At 39.1% G+C, this 15,138-nt stretch carries 15 protein-coding genes; 8 read left to right on the top strand and 7 right to left on the bottom strand.

The genetic code is table 11. The annotated features are described in order from the left end of the window. Position 1 precedes the first annotated feature (1 nt). Complete coding sequence (locus ESV85_RS10310; RefSeq protein ID WP_146917270.1) at positions 2–1,627, top strand: OmpA family protein; 1,626 nt, start codon at positions 2–4, stop codon at positions 1,625–1,627. A gap of 113 nt (positions 1,628–1,740) precedes the next feature. Here ESV85_RS10310 and ESV85_RS10305 read toward each other — a convergent pair whose 3' ends face one another. Further along, on the bottom strand, positions 1,741–3,198 hold the full coding sequence (locus ESV85_RS10305) for a Gfo/Idh/MocA family protein (RefSeq protein WP_146917267.1): 1,458 nt from the start codon (positions 3,196–3,198) through the stop codon (positions 1,741–1,743). Positions 3,199–3,451: 253 nt separating this feature from the next. Between ESV85_RS10305 and ESV85_RS10300 the strand changes: the two genes are divergently transcribed. The 3 genes from ESV85_RS10300 to ESV85_RS10290 all read left to right on the top strand — a co-directional run bounded on the left by ESV85_RS10300 (position 3,452) and on the right by ESV85_RS10290 (position 7,658). Continuing rightward, complete coding sequence (locus tag ESV85_RS10300; protein ID WP_146917265.1) at positions 3,452–5,050, top strand: beta-N-acetylhexosaminidase; 1,599 nt, start codon at positions 3,452–3,454, stop codon at positions 5,048–5,050. A 155-nt stretch (positions 5,051–5,205) separates the two neighbouring features. Continuing rightward, positions 5,206–6,555, top strand: a complete 1,350-nt coding sequence (locus ESV85_RS10295) for an alanine/glycine:cation symporter family protein (protein ID WP_146917263.1) — start codon at positions 5,206–5,208, stop codon at positions 6,553–6,555. A 2-nt stretch (positions 6,556–6,557) separates the two neighbouring features. Continuing rightward, entirely contained in the window at positions 6,558–7,658 is a 1,101-nt protein-coding gene (locus ESV85_RS10290) for a glycerate kinase (protein WP_146917261.1), read from the top strand. 14 nt (positions 7,659–7,672) lie between these two features. Here ESV85_RS10290 and ESV85_RS10285 read toward each other — a convergent pair whose 3' ends face one another. The 6 genes from ESV85_RS10285 to ESV85_RS10265 all read right to left on the bottom strand — a co-directional run bounded on the left by ESV85_RS10285 (position 7,673) and on the right by ESV85_RS10265 (position 11,458). Continuing rightward, positions 7,673–8,113 carry a DUF6526 family protein gene (locus ESV85_RS10285; protein WP_223275969.1) on the bottom strand — a complete coding sequence of 147 codons (441 nt, stop codon included), beginning with the start codon at positions 8,111–8,113 and terminating at the stop codon, positions 7,673–7,675. Between the two features lie 56 nt (positions 8,114–8,169). Then, a complete protein-coding gene (locus ESV85_RS22290; RefSeq protein WP_191321988.1) occupies positions 8,170–8,319 on the bottom strand; it encodes a hypothetical protein in 150 nt (49 codons plus the stop codon). Between the two features lie 71 nt (positions 8,320–8,390). Next, positions 8,391–8,579 (bottom strand): hypothetical protein, encoded by a 189-nt coding sequence (locus ESV85_RS10280; protein ID WP_146917256.1) that lies wholly within the window; start codon positions 8,577–8,579, stop codon positions 8,391–8,393. A 279-nt stretch (positions 8,580–8,858) separates the two neighbouring features. Then, the gene (locus ESV85_RS10275) at positions 8,859–9,215 is read right to left on the bottom strand and encodes a response regulator (RefSeq protein WP_146917253.1); all 357 of its coding nucleotides are present in this window, start codon (positions 9,213–9,215) and stop codon (positions 8,859–8,861) included. A 254-nt stretch (positions 9,216–9,469) separates the two neighbouring features. Then, positions 9,470–10,012 carry a ferritin gene (locus ESV85_RS10270; RefSeq protein WP_146917250.1) on the bottom strand — a complete coding sequence of 181 codons (543 nt, stop codon included), beginning with the start codon at positions 10,010–10,012 and terminating at the stop codon, positions 9,470–9,472. Between the two features lie 99 nt (positions 10,013–10,111). Then, positions 10,112–11,458 (bottom strand): M28 family metallopeptidase, encoded by a 1,347-nt coding sequence (locus tag ESV85_RS10265; RefSeq protein ID WP_146917247.1) that lies wholly within the window; start codon positions 11,456–11,458, stop codon positions 10,112–10,114. Between the two features lie 68 nt (positions 11,459–11,526). Between ESV85_RS10265 and ESV85_RS10260 the strand changes: the two genes are divergently transcribed. From ESV85_RS10260 to ESV85_RS10245, 4 genes are all read left to right on the top strand, one after another. Continuing rightward, positions 11,527–12,042: a DinB family protein gene (locus ESV85_RS10260; protein WP_146917245.1), complete on the top strand. Its 516-nt coding sequence runs from the start codon at positions 11,527–11,529 to the stop codon at positions 12,040–12,042. Positions 12,043–12,044: 2 nt separating this feature from the next. Then, positions 12,045–12,839 (top strand): PhzF family phenazine biosynthesis protein, encoded by a 795-nt coding sequence (locus ESV85_RS10255; protein WP_146917242.1) that lies wholly within the window; start codon positions 12,045–12,047, stop codon positions 12,837–12,839. Next, positions 12,840–13,541, top strand: coding sequence for a potassium channel family protein (locus tag ESV85_RS10250; RefSeq protein ID WP_146917240.1), 702 nt, complete (start codon positions 12,840–12,842; stop codon positions 13,539–13,541). It begins immediately after the preceding gene. 85 nt (positions 13,542–13,626) lie between these two features. Further along, positions 13,627–15,108 (top strand): S10 family peptidase, encoded by a 1,482-nt coding sequence (locus tag ESV85_RS10245; protein ID WP_146917237.1) that lies wholly within the window; start codon positions 13,627–13,629, stop codon positions 15,106–15,108. Positions 15,109–15,138: the final 30 nt, after the last annotated feature.

Here is a 15,138-nt window from a genome sequence, read left to right as displayed (position 1 = left end):
TATGAGAAAATTTAAGAACGTATTTATAAAAGCAAGTGGCGTAATGCTACTTGCTTTTTGCTTTTCATTTAATCTTCAAGCTCAAAAAGTAGTTTCGCTATCTGGAGCCAATAGTCCACAAGACGATATAAATCCTGTTTGGATTGGAGATAATACTTTACTCTTTACCCGAGCTTTTCACCCTGATAATATAGGAGGAGTTGCAGATCCAGGTGATATCTGGATGACCAAAAAATCAGAATCTGGAGAATGGTTGGAAGCCGTTCATAGAGCAGATTTAAGTACGGACGGATATGATTTTTCTCTCGGGTTGGAGGATATTCTTACGCTACTTGTTTATCATACAGGAGGTGAAAGATTTGGGATTTATCAATATTCCAAATTTGGTAAAGATTGGAATTTCCTTCGTCAAATATCTATGTCTGGTTTGGAAGAGCTTTCGGGACAAGTTACCGGTCGTGTAGGTTCTGGCGGTAAAGTGATTTTTCTGTCTGGAAAAGGAAAAGACTCCAAGGGAAATGAAGATATCTATGTGAGTGACAAAATTGGCCCAACAGAATGGTCAAGCCCAGTCAACCTTGGTTCTACGATAAATACCATAGGTCAGGAGATGAGTCCGTTTTATGATGTTAAGTCAAGTCAATTGTATTTCTCCTCCAATATGCATGAAGGCGCAGAGGGAAAGGATATTTTTATAGCCAAGCGCATGGGAGAAGGATGGAATAATTGGAGCAAACCAGTAATCTGGGAGCAAGTGAGCTCTCCTGGTTCTGAAGTTTCAGTGACTTTTATCAATGCCGAAGAAGTAGTGTGGACGAGTACGCAGAATAGTGATGGCTTTGCAGACTTATTGACTTTTGAGACAGTGACCCCACTTGATATCCCCGCAGAATTTTCAATTGCAGCTCCTGAGTCTACAGCTCAAATTGCAAGGCCTCAACAAGTAAAGACAGTTTCCATAGAGCCTATATATCCAGCATCTAGTGTTGGAATACCGGAAGTGAGAATCGTGGAGCAAACTGCTGAGAAGGTAGAAAGTCCGATTTCATGGTTTGTGGTGGATGCGAAGAATAAAACTCTCGTTCCTTTCACCTTAAGCTGGAAAGTAGGTGGAAATAGTTTTTCCAAGAACGCTAGTGATTCACTCAAACTCTCTGAGTTGGGAAATGCTCAAGTAAAAGAAATAAAGGTGAGTGCTAATGGTTATTTCCCTAAGACAATATTGATAAGGGAAATAAGGACCAACGAACCTACAGTAGTGCTAATGACAAAAGCAGAATCCGGTAATGTAGTGTTACTGGATAATGTGAATTTCAAACGCGGTACTGCAGAATTGGAAGGAGAGGATACCAAAGCTTCATTAACTGAATTGGCAGAATTCCTTTTGTTAAACCCTGAGATGAAACTTAGAATTCATGGGCATACGGATAATGCTGGTGATCCTGGATTGAATAAAGGTCTTTCTCTGGACAGAGCAGGTAGTGTGAGGGATTTCTTGATTGAACAAGGAGTAGCTTTTGAAAGCCTTAGAATCTCAGGCTGGGGAGGTACTAGGCCTTTAGCTTCCAACTCGACCGAAACAGGAAGATCAAAAAACAGAAGAGTAGAACTGGAAGTAGAGAGGTAGGGAGTATTCAGTGGCAGTTTTCAGATCGAGTTAAATAACTACTCAGTAGTACTAAAAATAAGGTATTTAAGTAAAACGGCTTTGAAATTAACTTTCAAAGCCGTTTTTTTATTTTAAAGAGAATAATCTCCTCTATAGTCCCGCTTCACAAATTGGTTGGCAGGTTCGAAATTAGAAACCTTCATTTCTGGACCATCCCATACAAGTTTGATTCCTCTTCCTGGATAATCGAACTGATTTGCATTATCAGGCTTTGGCGTTCTATAATCATAGCTTCTGATAGCAAGATTTCCCATCAATACAGACTCGGTCAGCGGACCAGCGATAGAGAAAGGAGAACTCAGGTTTTTGAATTCTTCCGAACCATGACCTGCGATACAAGCTTCAACCCAGTTATTATAGTGGCCACCATCTCCACCTTCTACTCGATGAAGGGTCTGTGGTACATTTGCATCTTTTGTTTTTGATGTAGGAAGTAGCTGAGGATTTTTGCCATAAGTAGAGCACATCATCTTTCCTTTGGTTCCTTCGATGATCACACCATTTCCACCATCACCCATTTGCTCATTTGGAGCTAATTCTTCTGGTCTATTTGGCTGTATACCACCATCCATCCAGTGGAATTCAAGATCATCTTTGCCCGGTCTATCAAATCTTAAGGTAATATGAGAAGAAGGAGGGCAGCTCTCTGGGAAATATCCTCTTTTAAACTCACCTACATAAACGGAACCAACAGAGCACTCAGCGGACTTTGGATAGCCAAGGCCCAATACTCGGAATGGAGGCTCCATGATATGACAAGCCATATCGCCTAGTGCACCTGTTCCGTAATCCCACCAACCTCTCCAGTTAAATGGAACAAGATTACCTACATAATCCTTATATGGCGCAGTACCTAACCATAGATCCCAATCCAAATCAGATGGAGGTGTAACTGGCTCTGTTGGCCATTGTATACCCTGAGGCCAAACTGGTCTATCTGTCCAACTATAAACTTTAGTAGCTTCACCGATAAGTCCAGCATCATACCATTCTACCATTTGACGCACCCCATCTCCGGAAGAGCCTTGGTTACCCATTTGGGTGACAACTTTGTATTTTTTCGCTGCTTCAGTCAGCATTCTTGCCTCGTAGATATCGTGAGCAAGCGGCTTTTGTACATAGACATGTTTGCCCATTTTCATAGCTGTCATTGCAGCTACTGCATGCATGTGATCAGGAGTTGACACAGTGACTGCATCAATATTATTTCCTTCCTTATCCAGCATTTCGCGGAAATCCTTATAATATTTTGCCTTAGGATGTAACTCTCTGCTGGCTTTTGCTCTGGAATCATCCACATCACATAGTGCTATAAAGTCCGCTTTACCTGTTTTGGTCACTCCGCGAACATCACTTCCTCCCATTCCCCCAACACCTATACTAGCTACACGAAGTTTGTCACTCGGTGCTATGAAGCCTGGACCGCCCAAGACATTTCTCGGTACGATGTAAAATCCAGCCGCAGCTAATGCAGTGCCTTTAAGAAATTTTCTCCGGGAACTCCCAGAATCTGAGCTATTACTTTTCATTAGATTAATGGTTTTGTTAAAGAGGGTTTTTTGAATTGTTTCTATTTTTTACTTAAAATGAAACCAATTACTGACTTTGTGAAATTTGAAATTATCAAAAATGAGCCACAATCTTAAGCCCATTCATAAAAATACACTTAGTAAAATCAACTTGCCTTTTAAAACTACTAATTAGCGGCGTTTAGTTATAAAATTAATTTGCTCTAAAAAGATTGTTAAAAAAATAGATTAAGTTTACTCAAACCTTTATTCTATGAAACTTACATTAATGACAATGGCTGCGCTAGCAGTTTTATCTGTTAGTTCTTGCCAAGCACCGAATTCAATCCCTCTCGATGAAGCTGGAATTATTCCAATTCCGAGATCAGTCACAGCAAAATCTGGCGCATTCGTGTTGAGCTCAGAATCTTCCATTCAGTTGATTGGATCTGGGGATGATTTGACCAGAGTTGGAAGTTACTTGGCTGAAAAACTTCGACCAGCAACTGGCTATGATATTCCCGTATCTGCTGAGAATGGCGATTTGGTTTTGGAGTTGACTGGAGGAGAAGCTTCTGAGAAATATAGTATCGAAATAACAGACGATGGGGTGAGAATCACTTCAACTTCTGGTGCGGGACTTTATTATGGGACGCAAACACTTATCAAAGCTTTTCCGGTGGAGATTGAAAATACCTCAGTAGTGGATACTGATTGGACAGTAGGGAATGGAAAGATTGAAGATGAGCCTGAATTTGCATACAGAGGCGCGATGCTGGACGTTGCGCGGCACTTTATAAGCGTAGAAGATGTAAAGCACTACATAGATCAAATGGGAAGTCTGAAATATAACTATCTCCATTTGCATTTATCTGATGATCAGGGTTGGAGAATAGAGATTAAATCTTGGCCTAAATTGACGGAAATAGGTGGCAAAACGGAAGTAGGAGGAACTGAAGGCGGTTTTTATACCCAAGCCGAATATACTGATATTGTGAAGTATGCAGCGGACAGGTTTATGACTGTAGTGCCTGAAATCGATATGCCTGGTCACACTAATGCTGCCTTGGCTGCTTATGCTGAATTAAATCCTGGTGTGAATTTACCAGATGGAGATTTTGCTACTATGACTGAAGGTAAAATTGATTTTGATATTCTAGATAAGAATCCAGAGCCAGCAGAGATTTACACAGGTATTGAAGTGGGGTTCAGCACGTTTGCTACAAACAAAGAAATCACTTACACTTTTGTTGAAGATGTAATTAGAGAACTCGTAGAGCTTACTCCTGGTCCTTATATTCACATTGGAGGAGATGAATCCCATGTGACAGAAAAGGATGATTACATCTACTTTGTGGAGCGTGTGCAGGAAATAGTTACCAAATATGGTAAAACGAGCATAGGCTGGGATGAAATCGCAACCGCAAAATTATCGCCAGGTACAGTAGCTCAATTCTGGGCTTTGGAAGAAAATGCGAAACTGGCTAAGGAGCAAGGAAATCAAATCCTTATGTCACCAGCTAAGCGAGCGTACCTGGATATGCAATATGACTCTACGTCTAGACTTGGTCTTCATTGGGCTGCATATATTGAGCTTGATGATTCATATAATTGGGATCCAGCAACCTATGCAGATGGAATTAATAAGACCGATATTTTAGGTGTTGAAGCTCCTCTTTGGACAGAAACAATTACTAATCGTGCGGATATTGAGTACATGGCATTCCCTAGATTGGCAGCACTCGCTGAAGTCGCTTGGTCTTCAAATGAGCGAAAAAATTGGGAAAGCTTTCAAAAGAGAATTGCACAGCAAGGTAAACGCTGGGATATCAATGGGATAGGTTTTTATCGATCTCCACAAGTCAATTGGTAAACTGTACCATCAAAATTAAAAACCCGGCTTCGACCGGGTTTTTTGTTTCTTAAGAAAGCTATATTCTTTGAAATTGAATAAAATGAACCTAATATGGACGTTAATTTTAAAATCATCCTATTAAGTAACTTGACTACTCTAAATAGAAAAATTTAATGAGCGAATACATTATTTCCTTTGCTAACTGGATTTGGGGAACCCCTATGCTTATCATCTTAATGGGAGGAGGAATGGTTTTGTTAGTGCATTCAGGCTTCGTTCCCTTTCGCAAAATTGGACATGCAGTAGGATTACTCAGAGGGAAATATGATGACACCTTCGTTCCAGGTCAGATTACTTCTTTTCAGGCATTATCGGCTGCGATTGCGGCGACAGTTGGATTAGGGAATATAAGTGGAGTTGCCATTGCGATAAATATGGGCGGTCCTGGTGCAATTTTTTGGATGTGGGTATCGGCTTTTGTAGGAATGGCTACCAAATTTTACACCTGTAGTCTCGCTATTATGTATCGGGGTAAAGATTCTGAAGGTCAAATACAAGGTGGTCCCATGTATGTGATCGAGGAAGGAATGGGTAAAAAGTGGAAGTTCTTATCTGTGATTTTTTGTGGAGCAGGTATTTTAGGATTGCTGGCGATTTTCCAAGCGAATCAATTAACAGCCGTACTTAGAACTGTAATCCTAGAACCTGCAGGGTTAGATGAAGGAGATAAAACACGATGGATTATAGGGATTACAATGATGGTGCTTGTAGCCATCGTTATTCTCGGAGGAATTAAAAGAATTGCTGCAGTAGCGTCCAAAATGGTCCCTTTTATGGTGGGGCTTTACTTTGTGACAGTGCTGATTATCGTTTTCAAATACATAGGCGATGTGCCTGATATGTTGTTGAAAATTGTTACTGATGCATTTACAGGCGAAGCAATGGCTGGTGGAGCAGTGGGAGCTGTGATTATCGTCGGAGCAAGAAGAGCAGCATTTTCAAATGAAGCAGGGATAGGAACTGCACCGATGGTTCATGGTGCTTCCAAAAATAATGAGCCTATTCGGGAAGGTTTAATTGCGATGCTTGGACCTTTTATTGACACAATAGTAGTTTGTACACTCACTGCTTTGGTGATCATGCTGACTGGTGTTTGGGAATCTACAGAAAAGGATGGAGTTAGACTTACTCTTGCAGCATTTGATATGGCACTTCCAGTTTATGGTAGATATCTATTGATGATTGCAGTACTAGTCTTTGCGCTTTCTACCATGTTCACCTATTCCTATTATGGTCATAAGTGCTTCGGTTATCTATTTGGAGCCAAAAGAGCTGATTACTACAATTATTTCTATTTGATCACGATTGTAGCTGGCGCTGTGGCGTCATTGGATGTTGTGATTAGCTTGGTAGACGGTATGTATGCGATTATGGCTATACCAACTATGATTTCTACATTTTACTTAGCACCTAAAGTACGTGTTGAGATGAAGGATTATTTTCAGAGAATGAAAAAAGCCTAATTATGAATGTCTTAATTTCTCCAAACGCATTCAAAGGTACTATGAGTGCTCATGATGCTGGGGTAATTATTCAAGCTTATATACAAAGAAAATATCCTCAGGTTAATACAGATTTACTTCCAATTGCTGACGGAGGAGATGGGACTTGCGAGCTATTGACAGAGATTTTAGGCTTTGAAAAAAAGAGGACTTGTACACTTGACCCCTTTGGTAGGCCGGTCTCATGTGTATACGGCTGGGATCACCGTTCCAAAAAAGCCTATATAGACGTATCTGCTGCCTCTGGAATCGCTTTGTTGGGCAATGAGACCTTAAACCCTTATGTCGCCTCTAGCTTTGGCACAGGGCTATTAGTGAGGAAAGCAATTGATCTTGGGGCAGAGGAAATTGTACTAGGTCTAGGTGGAAGCGCTACTGTTGATTTAGGAATTGGGATCTTAGCTGCTTTAGGTATTGAATTTTTGGATGAGAGTGGGAGAGGGTTGACTCAGTTTTCACCTAATTACCTTTCGAAAATCAGACATATTCAGAAGTCTCCTTCTATTCCAAAAGTTAAGTTTTCATTTCTCTGTGATGTAAAAAATACTTTTTTCGGAAATCGTGGTGCAATACCTGTTTTTGGTCCACAAAAAGGTATACAATCAAGTGAATTTGAAAATTACGAATCAGTTTGTAAAAAAGTAGTGCAGCAACTTTTTGATAAACAAAAGAAAACTTTTGTGGATGTTCAAGGCTTTGGAGCAGCAGGCGGAATATCCTTAGGATTATCAGCATTTTTTGAAACAGATATTGAATTTGGTTCGCAGTACTTTTTTGAAAAAGTGAAGTTAGAATCTAAGGTGAAATGGGCCGACTTGATCATCACAGGAGAGGGGAGATACGACAATCAATCTGCTGATGGTAAAGCTTGCTTTGAATTGATGAAAATGGCTCGTAATCTATCTAAAAAAATAATTCTAGTTACTTCAGGAAAGGAAGAGGGAGTAGAACAATTCGATCAGGTTTTGACTTTGCCTGATTTGGATTTTTCAGACCCTAATTATAAAATTAAGTCCAGAGAGAATCTTCAAGCTCTACTAGCAAAGGAATTCTCTCTGGACTGATAAAACTAAACCTATTAGACTCTGTGATGGTCTGCTGTCCAGTTTCTGATACTTTTTTTGATCTCTTTAGGGGCTGTGTTTTCTTTGATGGCCTTATCCATTAGATCCAAAAATTCATCATCTCCAGCAAATCTTAATGCAATAATTTGCGATGCAGTAAGCTGGATCTCTTTTTCGTAAAATGGAGTGCCAGTAAGGTAGAAATAGCGTTGTCTCATCTCCAAACGAATGATTCTGTTTTGATTTTTGATAGCATATATCCGTGGGAGATAAGATATGAAAAAAATTAAAAATGCTAATAGGAGTTGATAAATGCTATCTGCTATGGAGGAGGACGAGCTGAAGTCAGTTCTCACAACGGTCCATCCCAAGTATATCAGAGCCATCGGCATTATAATAAAGTGATGAAAGGGATATAGCTTCGCGTGATTTTCGAAATTCTGTGTTTTTGACATAGGTATGGGCATAAAAAAAGGAGGCGTTAGCCTCCTTTTAAGTAAGATATAAGTTATTAATGATCAGCTTTTTTCTTCTTGGAGAAAGTACTTCTAGTATCAATTGCAGTGATGCCGGCTCCAAGACCGATTAATACACATACAATCACAAGGAAGGTTTGGGCTCCTCCAGCAATTGGAGAACTGAAAACGTCAAGTAGTATCATGATCAAATTGTTGAATTTCTAAAGATTGCTCGAAGATAATTTCTTAAAGCCAATTAACCAAAAGATTCTAATTAATCGAATTGATCATCATCGAAATCTTCTTCTTCAGCGCCATCGTCATCATCGTCGAAATCCATGATATTATCATCGACAAATTCATTTTCATCATCGAGATCATATTCATCTTCGAAATCATTCCCGAAATCGTCGTCATCATTTAAGTTGTCGTCATCTTCGAAGTCGTCGTCAAAATCCTCCATAGTAGTTTAGATAGGGGTTTTTTAAATTGTTGAACGATGCGAATTAAAGTAAAAATTTATTTAGCACCATGCGGTGGATATAATTTTTTACAACTTTTTTTATGGCTGTAGTTTCATTTTTGATTTACCCGCCTTGTTTCAAACTATTTGCTTGAATTCAGGATTAAATTATCACTTGTTTTCAAAATTGGTTTACAATGAAATCTATATCAAAAATGATTGATTATTTGGAATCTAACTGTTTAAAATGACAAGTCAAAAAAAAGACCCAATCTTGGGTCAATTAAAAATCGATTTTATATATTTTTTTATAAGGGGTTTCGATAAGTAATCCTTTACTACACTATATCCACTGGCTTTATTGATGTCCCTTTCGTCCACAGAACTACTCAAAATGTAAATTTGTGCTTCGTTTTTTTCAGAATTAAAACAGTCTAAGAAATCCCATCCAGTCATTTCCGGCATATTAAGATCCAAAAACAAGTAATTGGCCTTAATAGAATAGATTTCTTGTAGTGCTGCTCTAGCACTTTGGTACTTATAAAATTGACATGGCTCTTTTACATTCCTGGAAATGAGCTTTTCAGTAACAAACGTACTGATTGGATCGTCATCTATTAAAACTATGGTTAGCATTGAAGTGCAAAAATAAGTTGCTGAAATACATTATAGCTACTACAAAAGTAATAGTAAATTAATATTTAACAAATATTTTGCCATTTAAGAATCAAAAGAACTTAAAAATCTTTCTAAAAAGATCAAGAGAGTATTAATTAGCTGTGAATTACCCTCAGTCTTTGGAATAAAAAAATGAGTGGATAATAAGCTTAATTCAAAAGAGGTGTTTTTTTAAATACAAAAGAAAAAGCGGCTGATAAGCCGCTTTTAATTTATGCCTGTGGATGGGCTGCTGCGTGGAGCTTTCCAAGCTCTTGATCAATGGTCCAAAGACCAACTCCTTCTTCTCCGATAATATCGAAAAGCTCAAGGGCTCGTCTGGACATAGTTTCTTCTTCTCTTTGTTCGGTGACATACCATTGCATAAAACTAAACGTAGCGAAGTCCTTCTTTGTGAAGGCATGGTCAACGATGTTATTAATAGACTTAGTCACGTTGATTTCATGCTCCAAAATCAATTCGAAAATCTCTCTCAACGAATTAAAATTATGTCTAATATCAGTAATCTCAGGTTGAAATGCATGTCCCCCCGCCTCATTGATATATCTGAATATTTTCATCATATGCATTCTTTCTTCGTCTGCATGTGTATAAAGATAGTTTGCGGCATTTTCATAGCCCATCATATGACACCAAGAAGCCATAGACAAGTAATATGCGGAAGAAGTACCTTCCATTTCTACCTGCTTATTAAGTAATTTCTCTGTATCGATAAGTAATGAACGCTGTAGCGTTACGATTTCTTTAGCTTTCATAGTTTTAGTGTTTCAAATAGTTAACTGAATATAACCATTGAGGTTCCATCCCACTCGTCTTATTTTGGAATTTGGAATTGATTTAATTAAGAACAGCTATTATCTGGAAAGTGGAGTAGGAAAAACAGGAAGGCTTTCTCCGCCTGATTCTGACACTGCTTGTACAGCGAAGAAGTAATTGTCCTTAGAGTAAGGTAAAGTCAGTGTAGTCTCTGTGGTCCAAAACTTCCGTTCCCACATTGCAGAAGAAGTCTCTCGCATCAAAACATAATAGCCTTTTACTTTTCCACTTGCTGGCGCGTTCCATAGCAATGTCGATTTGTTGCTCAAACCACGTACATCTATTTTAACTTCCTGAGGTTGATCAGGAGAATTGGCTAAAGAAGCCAAAGAAGCCAGATTCACAGCAGAGACTTTTCTTAGGTATTCGAAGTCCATAAACTCAGGCAGATCGCCGTATTGTATACCATTTTCCAATCTGACATTTTCGTGTTGATGAATGAAGTTTTCATTCATTTCTGACATTCTTACCGCTGTAAAGGCATTTCTCGCAAAAGGAGTTTGGTCGCCACCTCTTAAAAATCTATCAGCTCTATAGATTAATTTCACTTCAAATTGATCAACATATCGTTCTCCCAGCTCCTTTATATATCGAGCCAGCTGCCTTGATTTACTGTCATTGTCTGCATTGGTATAGCGGCGAATGTTGCCTTCTTGTTCTGTTTCCGATGCAGGAATTGTTTCAGAAAAAACACGCATTTTCAGATTGTCTTTGATCAGTGTCTCAGAGGAGCTACTGTTACCGACAATATCGTTGTTCAGCACAGCCGCGATGTTCCATTCTTCTGAAGTAGCTTTATCTGCCAAATAAGTTGCGCCTTTCAGACCTTGCTCTTCACCTGTGAATGCTACAAAAATAATAGTAGCAGAAAACTTATGAGAAGCCATCACGCGGGCCAATTCGATTACTGCTGCTGTTCCACTACCATCATCATTTGCACCAGGTGCGCTGCCTTCTGAATCCATTACGTCCTTATTACGGGAATCCATATGGGCTGATATAATGAAAATGCGGTCATCATTGGGATCAGTTCCTTTAAGAGTAGCAATTACATTTGCACCTGGTGAATCTTCTAATATCCTTCGTTTGTCAGCAGGGATGGTGAATTTCTCGATTTCTGCAGTCATCCTTCCTCCAGATTGCTTCGCAAAATGGTTGAACTTAGAAAGCACATATCGTTGTGCCGCAGGCATGCCATTTTCCTCATTTGTACTTAGAGTATGACGGGAATTAAATGAAGCGAGTGTTCTAACGTGGTGTTCTAGTGAATCCGATGAAATCTCAGAAACCATTTGAGCTATTTCAGGATTTCTGATGACCGTAGTTTGTGAAATAGCCGCTTGACTTGAAATAGCGAAGAAGAGAAAAAGGAAATTTTTACGCATGATATGGAGCTGGTTTATACTTAAGACTTAAATTTATCTCAATAATATTCAAGCCAAAACATTTTTACATGAAAAGCCTAGTACAACCTAGAGAAGGTGATTATTCTGCCTTTTTCTCTACCTACCTCAATTTAGTGTCTGGCCACAACTACGAAGAACAGCTCCAGAATCAAGTCACTGAACTCTTAGTATTATTCAAAGAAAAAGGAACAGACTGGGCTGAGAAAGCCTATGCAGAAGGAAAATGGACTCCTAAAGAAGTACTGGGGCATGTGATCGATACTGAGAGAATCATGACTTTTAGGGCACTTTGTTTTGCCAGAGGAGAGAAGTCCTCTTTACCGGGTTTTGATCAAGATCCTTATGTATTAAATGCTAGATTTGGGCAAGTTCCAATTGAATACCTTCTTGAGGATTTTCAGGCTCAGCGCAAGGCTTTACTCACTATGATTCGAATATTACCTGAGGATTCTCTGGATTTGGTAGGTCGGGCAAGCGGGAATTCGATTACCCCAAGAGCTTTATTTTGGATTATCCCAGGTCATTTCACTCATCATTTCAATATTTTCAAAGAGCGCTATTAACCATGAAATTAGCTATAACCACCATTGATGCTTTTACTTCTAAAGCATTTTCCGGTAATCCTGCAGCCATTTGTTTAGTAGATCAAGAGCTTTCGGTAGTTCAGATGCAAAGCATTGCTATGGAAATGAATCTAAGCGAGACTGCTTTTGTAAAAAGAAATGTAGAAACGGATTCCTTCAGTTTACGCTGGTTTACTCCAACTGTTGAAATAGATCTATGTGGACATGCTACACTGGCTTCAGCTTTTGTGATGGAAAAGTCAGGTTGGGCAAAATCAGGAGAAACTATACGGTTCCAAACCCGGAGTGGTGATCTTTTGGTGAAAAGTGATGGGGAATGGATTGAGATGGATTTCCCCTTGATTTCAACTTTTGAAAAAGAGCATCCATTCTTTGGAAATGATTTCTTTGGAACCAAAATTACTCGTACCGCAAAATTAAAAGGGAATTGGATTTTTGAGTTGGAAGATGCGGATGCTGTAGAAACTTGTGAGCCTGACTTTGCACTAGTGAAAAACCATAGTGAAGAGGGAATTATTATTACTGCTCCAGGAAAAAATTCATTTGATATTTATAGTAGGTACTTTGGTCCAAATATAGGAATCGATGAAGACCCTGTTACTGGATTTGCACATTGTGCTTTGATGGATTATTGGTACAAAGGATCTGGAAAAAGTAACCTTAAAGCATTTCAGGCTAGTAAGCGCGGGGGAGAAATTCATTTAGAGAAAAGAGAAGATCGAGTGATCATTCGAGGTCAAGCTGTAAAAGTGTTATCTGGTGAAATTGAATTTTAGATGAATCATTTTGTATATAAAAGAGGTAGACAAGTAAAGCACGCATTCAATTCCTTCACAGAATATTGGTTGACAGATGCGAGTTTTGTTGTACTGCTTCTTATTTTATTATTCACTGTATTTGTCCTACCCATACTGATTGAGTATGGTCATGTTCATGCACTTTTTGTCAATACAGTCTTCCTATTTTTGTTTTTCACCGGTATTTGGTCATCCAGATATAGGTTATTGGTGGTCTTGACCACGGTTCTTTTTTTGACACAATTAGGACTGAGAATCCTTCGTTTCTCCAATTACGATTTTCAGTTTTATCTGGCAGAACGGATTGTGGGTGTGATGAATATGTTGGTCTTTATATTTTTAAATATCAGGCTTTTATTTAGAAACCATGAAGTAAATATTTATAGAATAATAGGGGCTGTGAATGTCTATTTATTGGTAGCAATTTTAGGTTCCTTTCTTTTTGAAATCATCTATTTAACTACCGGTTCTGGTATAGGAGGCGATGTGGTTTTGGAAGGAATAGACAAGGATTTTGCGCTGTATATTTACTTCAGTTTGGTGTCACTTACCACAGTTGGTTTTGGAGATTTGTATCCCATTCAGATAATTTCAAAAATGCTATCGGTCTTTCTTTCTACCATTGGAATTCTTTATCCAGCAGTGGTAATTGCAAGGCTTGTTTCAGCTAGTAAAGACTGAAGAATTACCTCCATCTATGTAAATTTTCACTGCTTTCTATTTACAATTAGTAGTTTTAAAACTGAATGATTTTACCCCATACTTTATGAGAAAAATAAGTTTAACCATACTCTTTGCGATCTGCTTTTCGGCTGTAATGGCCCAAACGGAAAGGCATATTGAAGTTGAGTCAGCCGTAGTTACTACGCACACAACTACCATCAAGGGCAAAAAAGTCCCTTATAAAGCTACAGCTGGAACTCAGCCAGTTTGGAACGAAAAAGGAAAGCCAATCGCCTCTTTGTTCTACACATATTATGAGCGAACTGACATCACGGACAAGACTACTCGTCCACTTGTGATTTCTTTCAATGGTGGCCCTGGCTCAGCATCTATCTGGATGCACATCGCATACACAGGTCCAGTAGTATTAAATATTGATGACGAAGGTTATCCTCTTCAGCCATATGGAACCAAGTCAAATCCTTATTCTATTCTTGACGTGGCAGACATCGTCTATGTGGATCCTGTAAACACTGGATTTTCCAGAATAGTAGATGAGGAAGTAGATCGCTCTACTTTCTTTGGAATCAATTCTGATATCAAATATCTGGCAGACTGGGTGAATACATTTGTAACTCGTCAGAATCGCTGGGCTTCGCCAAAGTACTTAATTGGTGAGAGCTATGGGACGACTCGTGTTGCTGGTTTGGTGGCACAGCTTCAAAATGCTCACTGGATGTATTTCAATGGAGTGATCATGGTTTCTCCAACCGAATTGGGAATTGAGCGTGGTGCACCTATTCATACTTCTAATTATCTACCTTATTATGCTGCTACAGCTTGGTATCATAAGGCCTTGGATTCGTCTTTGCAAAATCAGGATCTAGATGATTTCTTGCCAGAAGTAGAAGCTTTTACAATTAATGAATTGATTCCTGCAGTTGTGAAAGGAGGGACGCTGTCAGCGACTGAGCGAGATGCAATTGCAACAAAATATGCACTGTATTCAGGCCTTAACAAAGAAGTGATCCTTGAGCATAACCTTTTGATTCCTACCAATTTTTTCTGGAAGGAATTACTTAGAGACAAAGGGATGACCATCGGTAGATTGGACAGTAGATACAAAGGTTTTGATAACGCAGGAACGGGTTCCAGACCTGATTTTGATCCTGCCTTATCTTCTTGGAATCATGCTTTCGCGCCTTCATTTCAGATTTATGTTAGAGAAAACTTGAATTTCAAAACTGATTTGACGTACAACCTATTTGGCCCTGTGCATCCATGGAATCGATCTAATGAGAGCACGGGCTACGATTTGGGAGACGCGATGCGTCAAAACCCATATTTACATTTGATGGTGCAGTCTGGCTACTACGATGGAGGAACTGATTTCTTCAATGCTAAGTATAACCTGTGGCAAATTGATGCTGCTGGAAGAATGGCAGACCGAATTTCTTGGAAAGGCTACCGAAGTGGTCACATGATGTACTTGAGAGCGGAGGATTTGGAAACTTCCAATGAAGATATTCGTCAGTTTATCAAGAATTCAATGGTAGCACCTGATATGCCTGCGAAGTATAATTAAGCTGGTAGATGGGTGACGGAAGACCGAAGT

The organism is Algoriphagus aquimarinus, assembly GCF_007997215.1.
Taxonomy (GTDB): Bacteria; Bacteroidota; Bacteroidia; order Cytophagales; family Cyclobacteriaceae; genus Algoriphagus; species Algoriphagus aquimarinus_A.
This window is presented reverse-complemented; position numbering and strand designations above follow the sequence as displayed.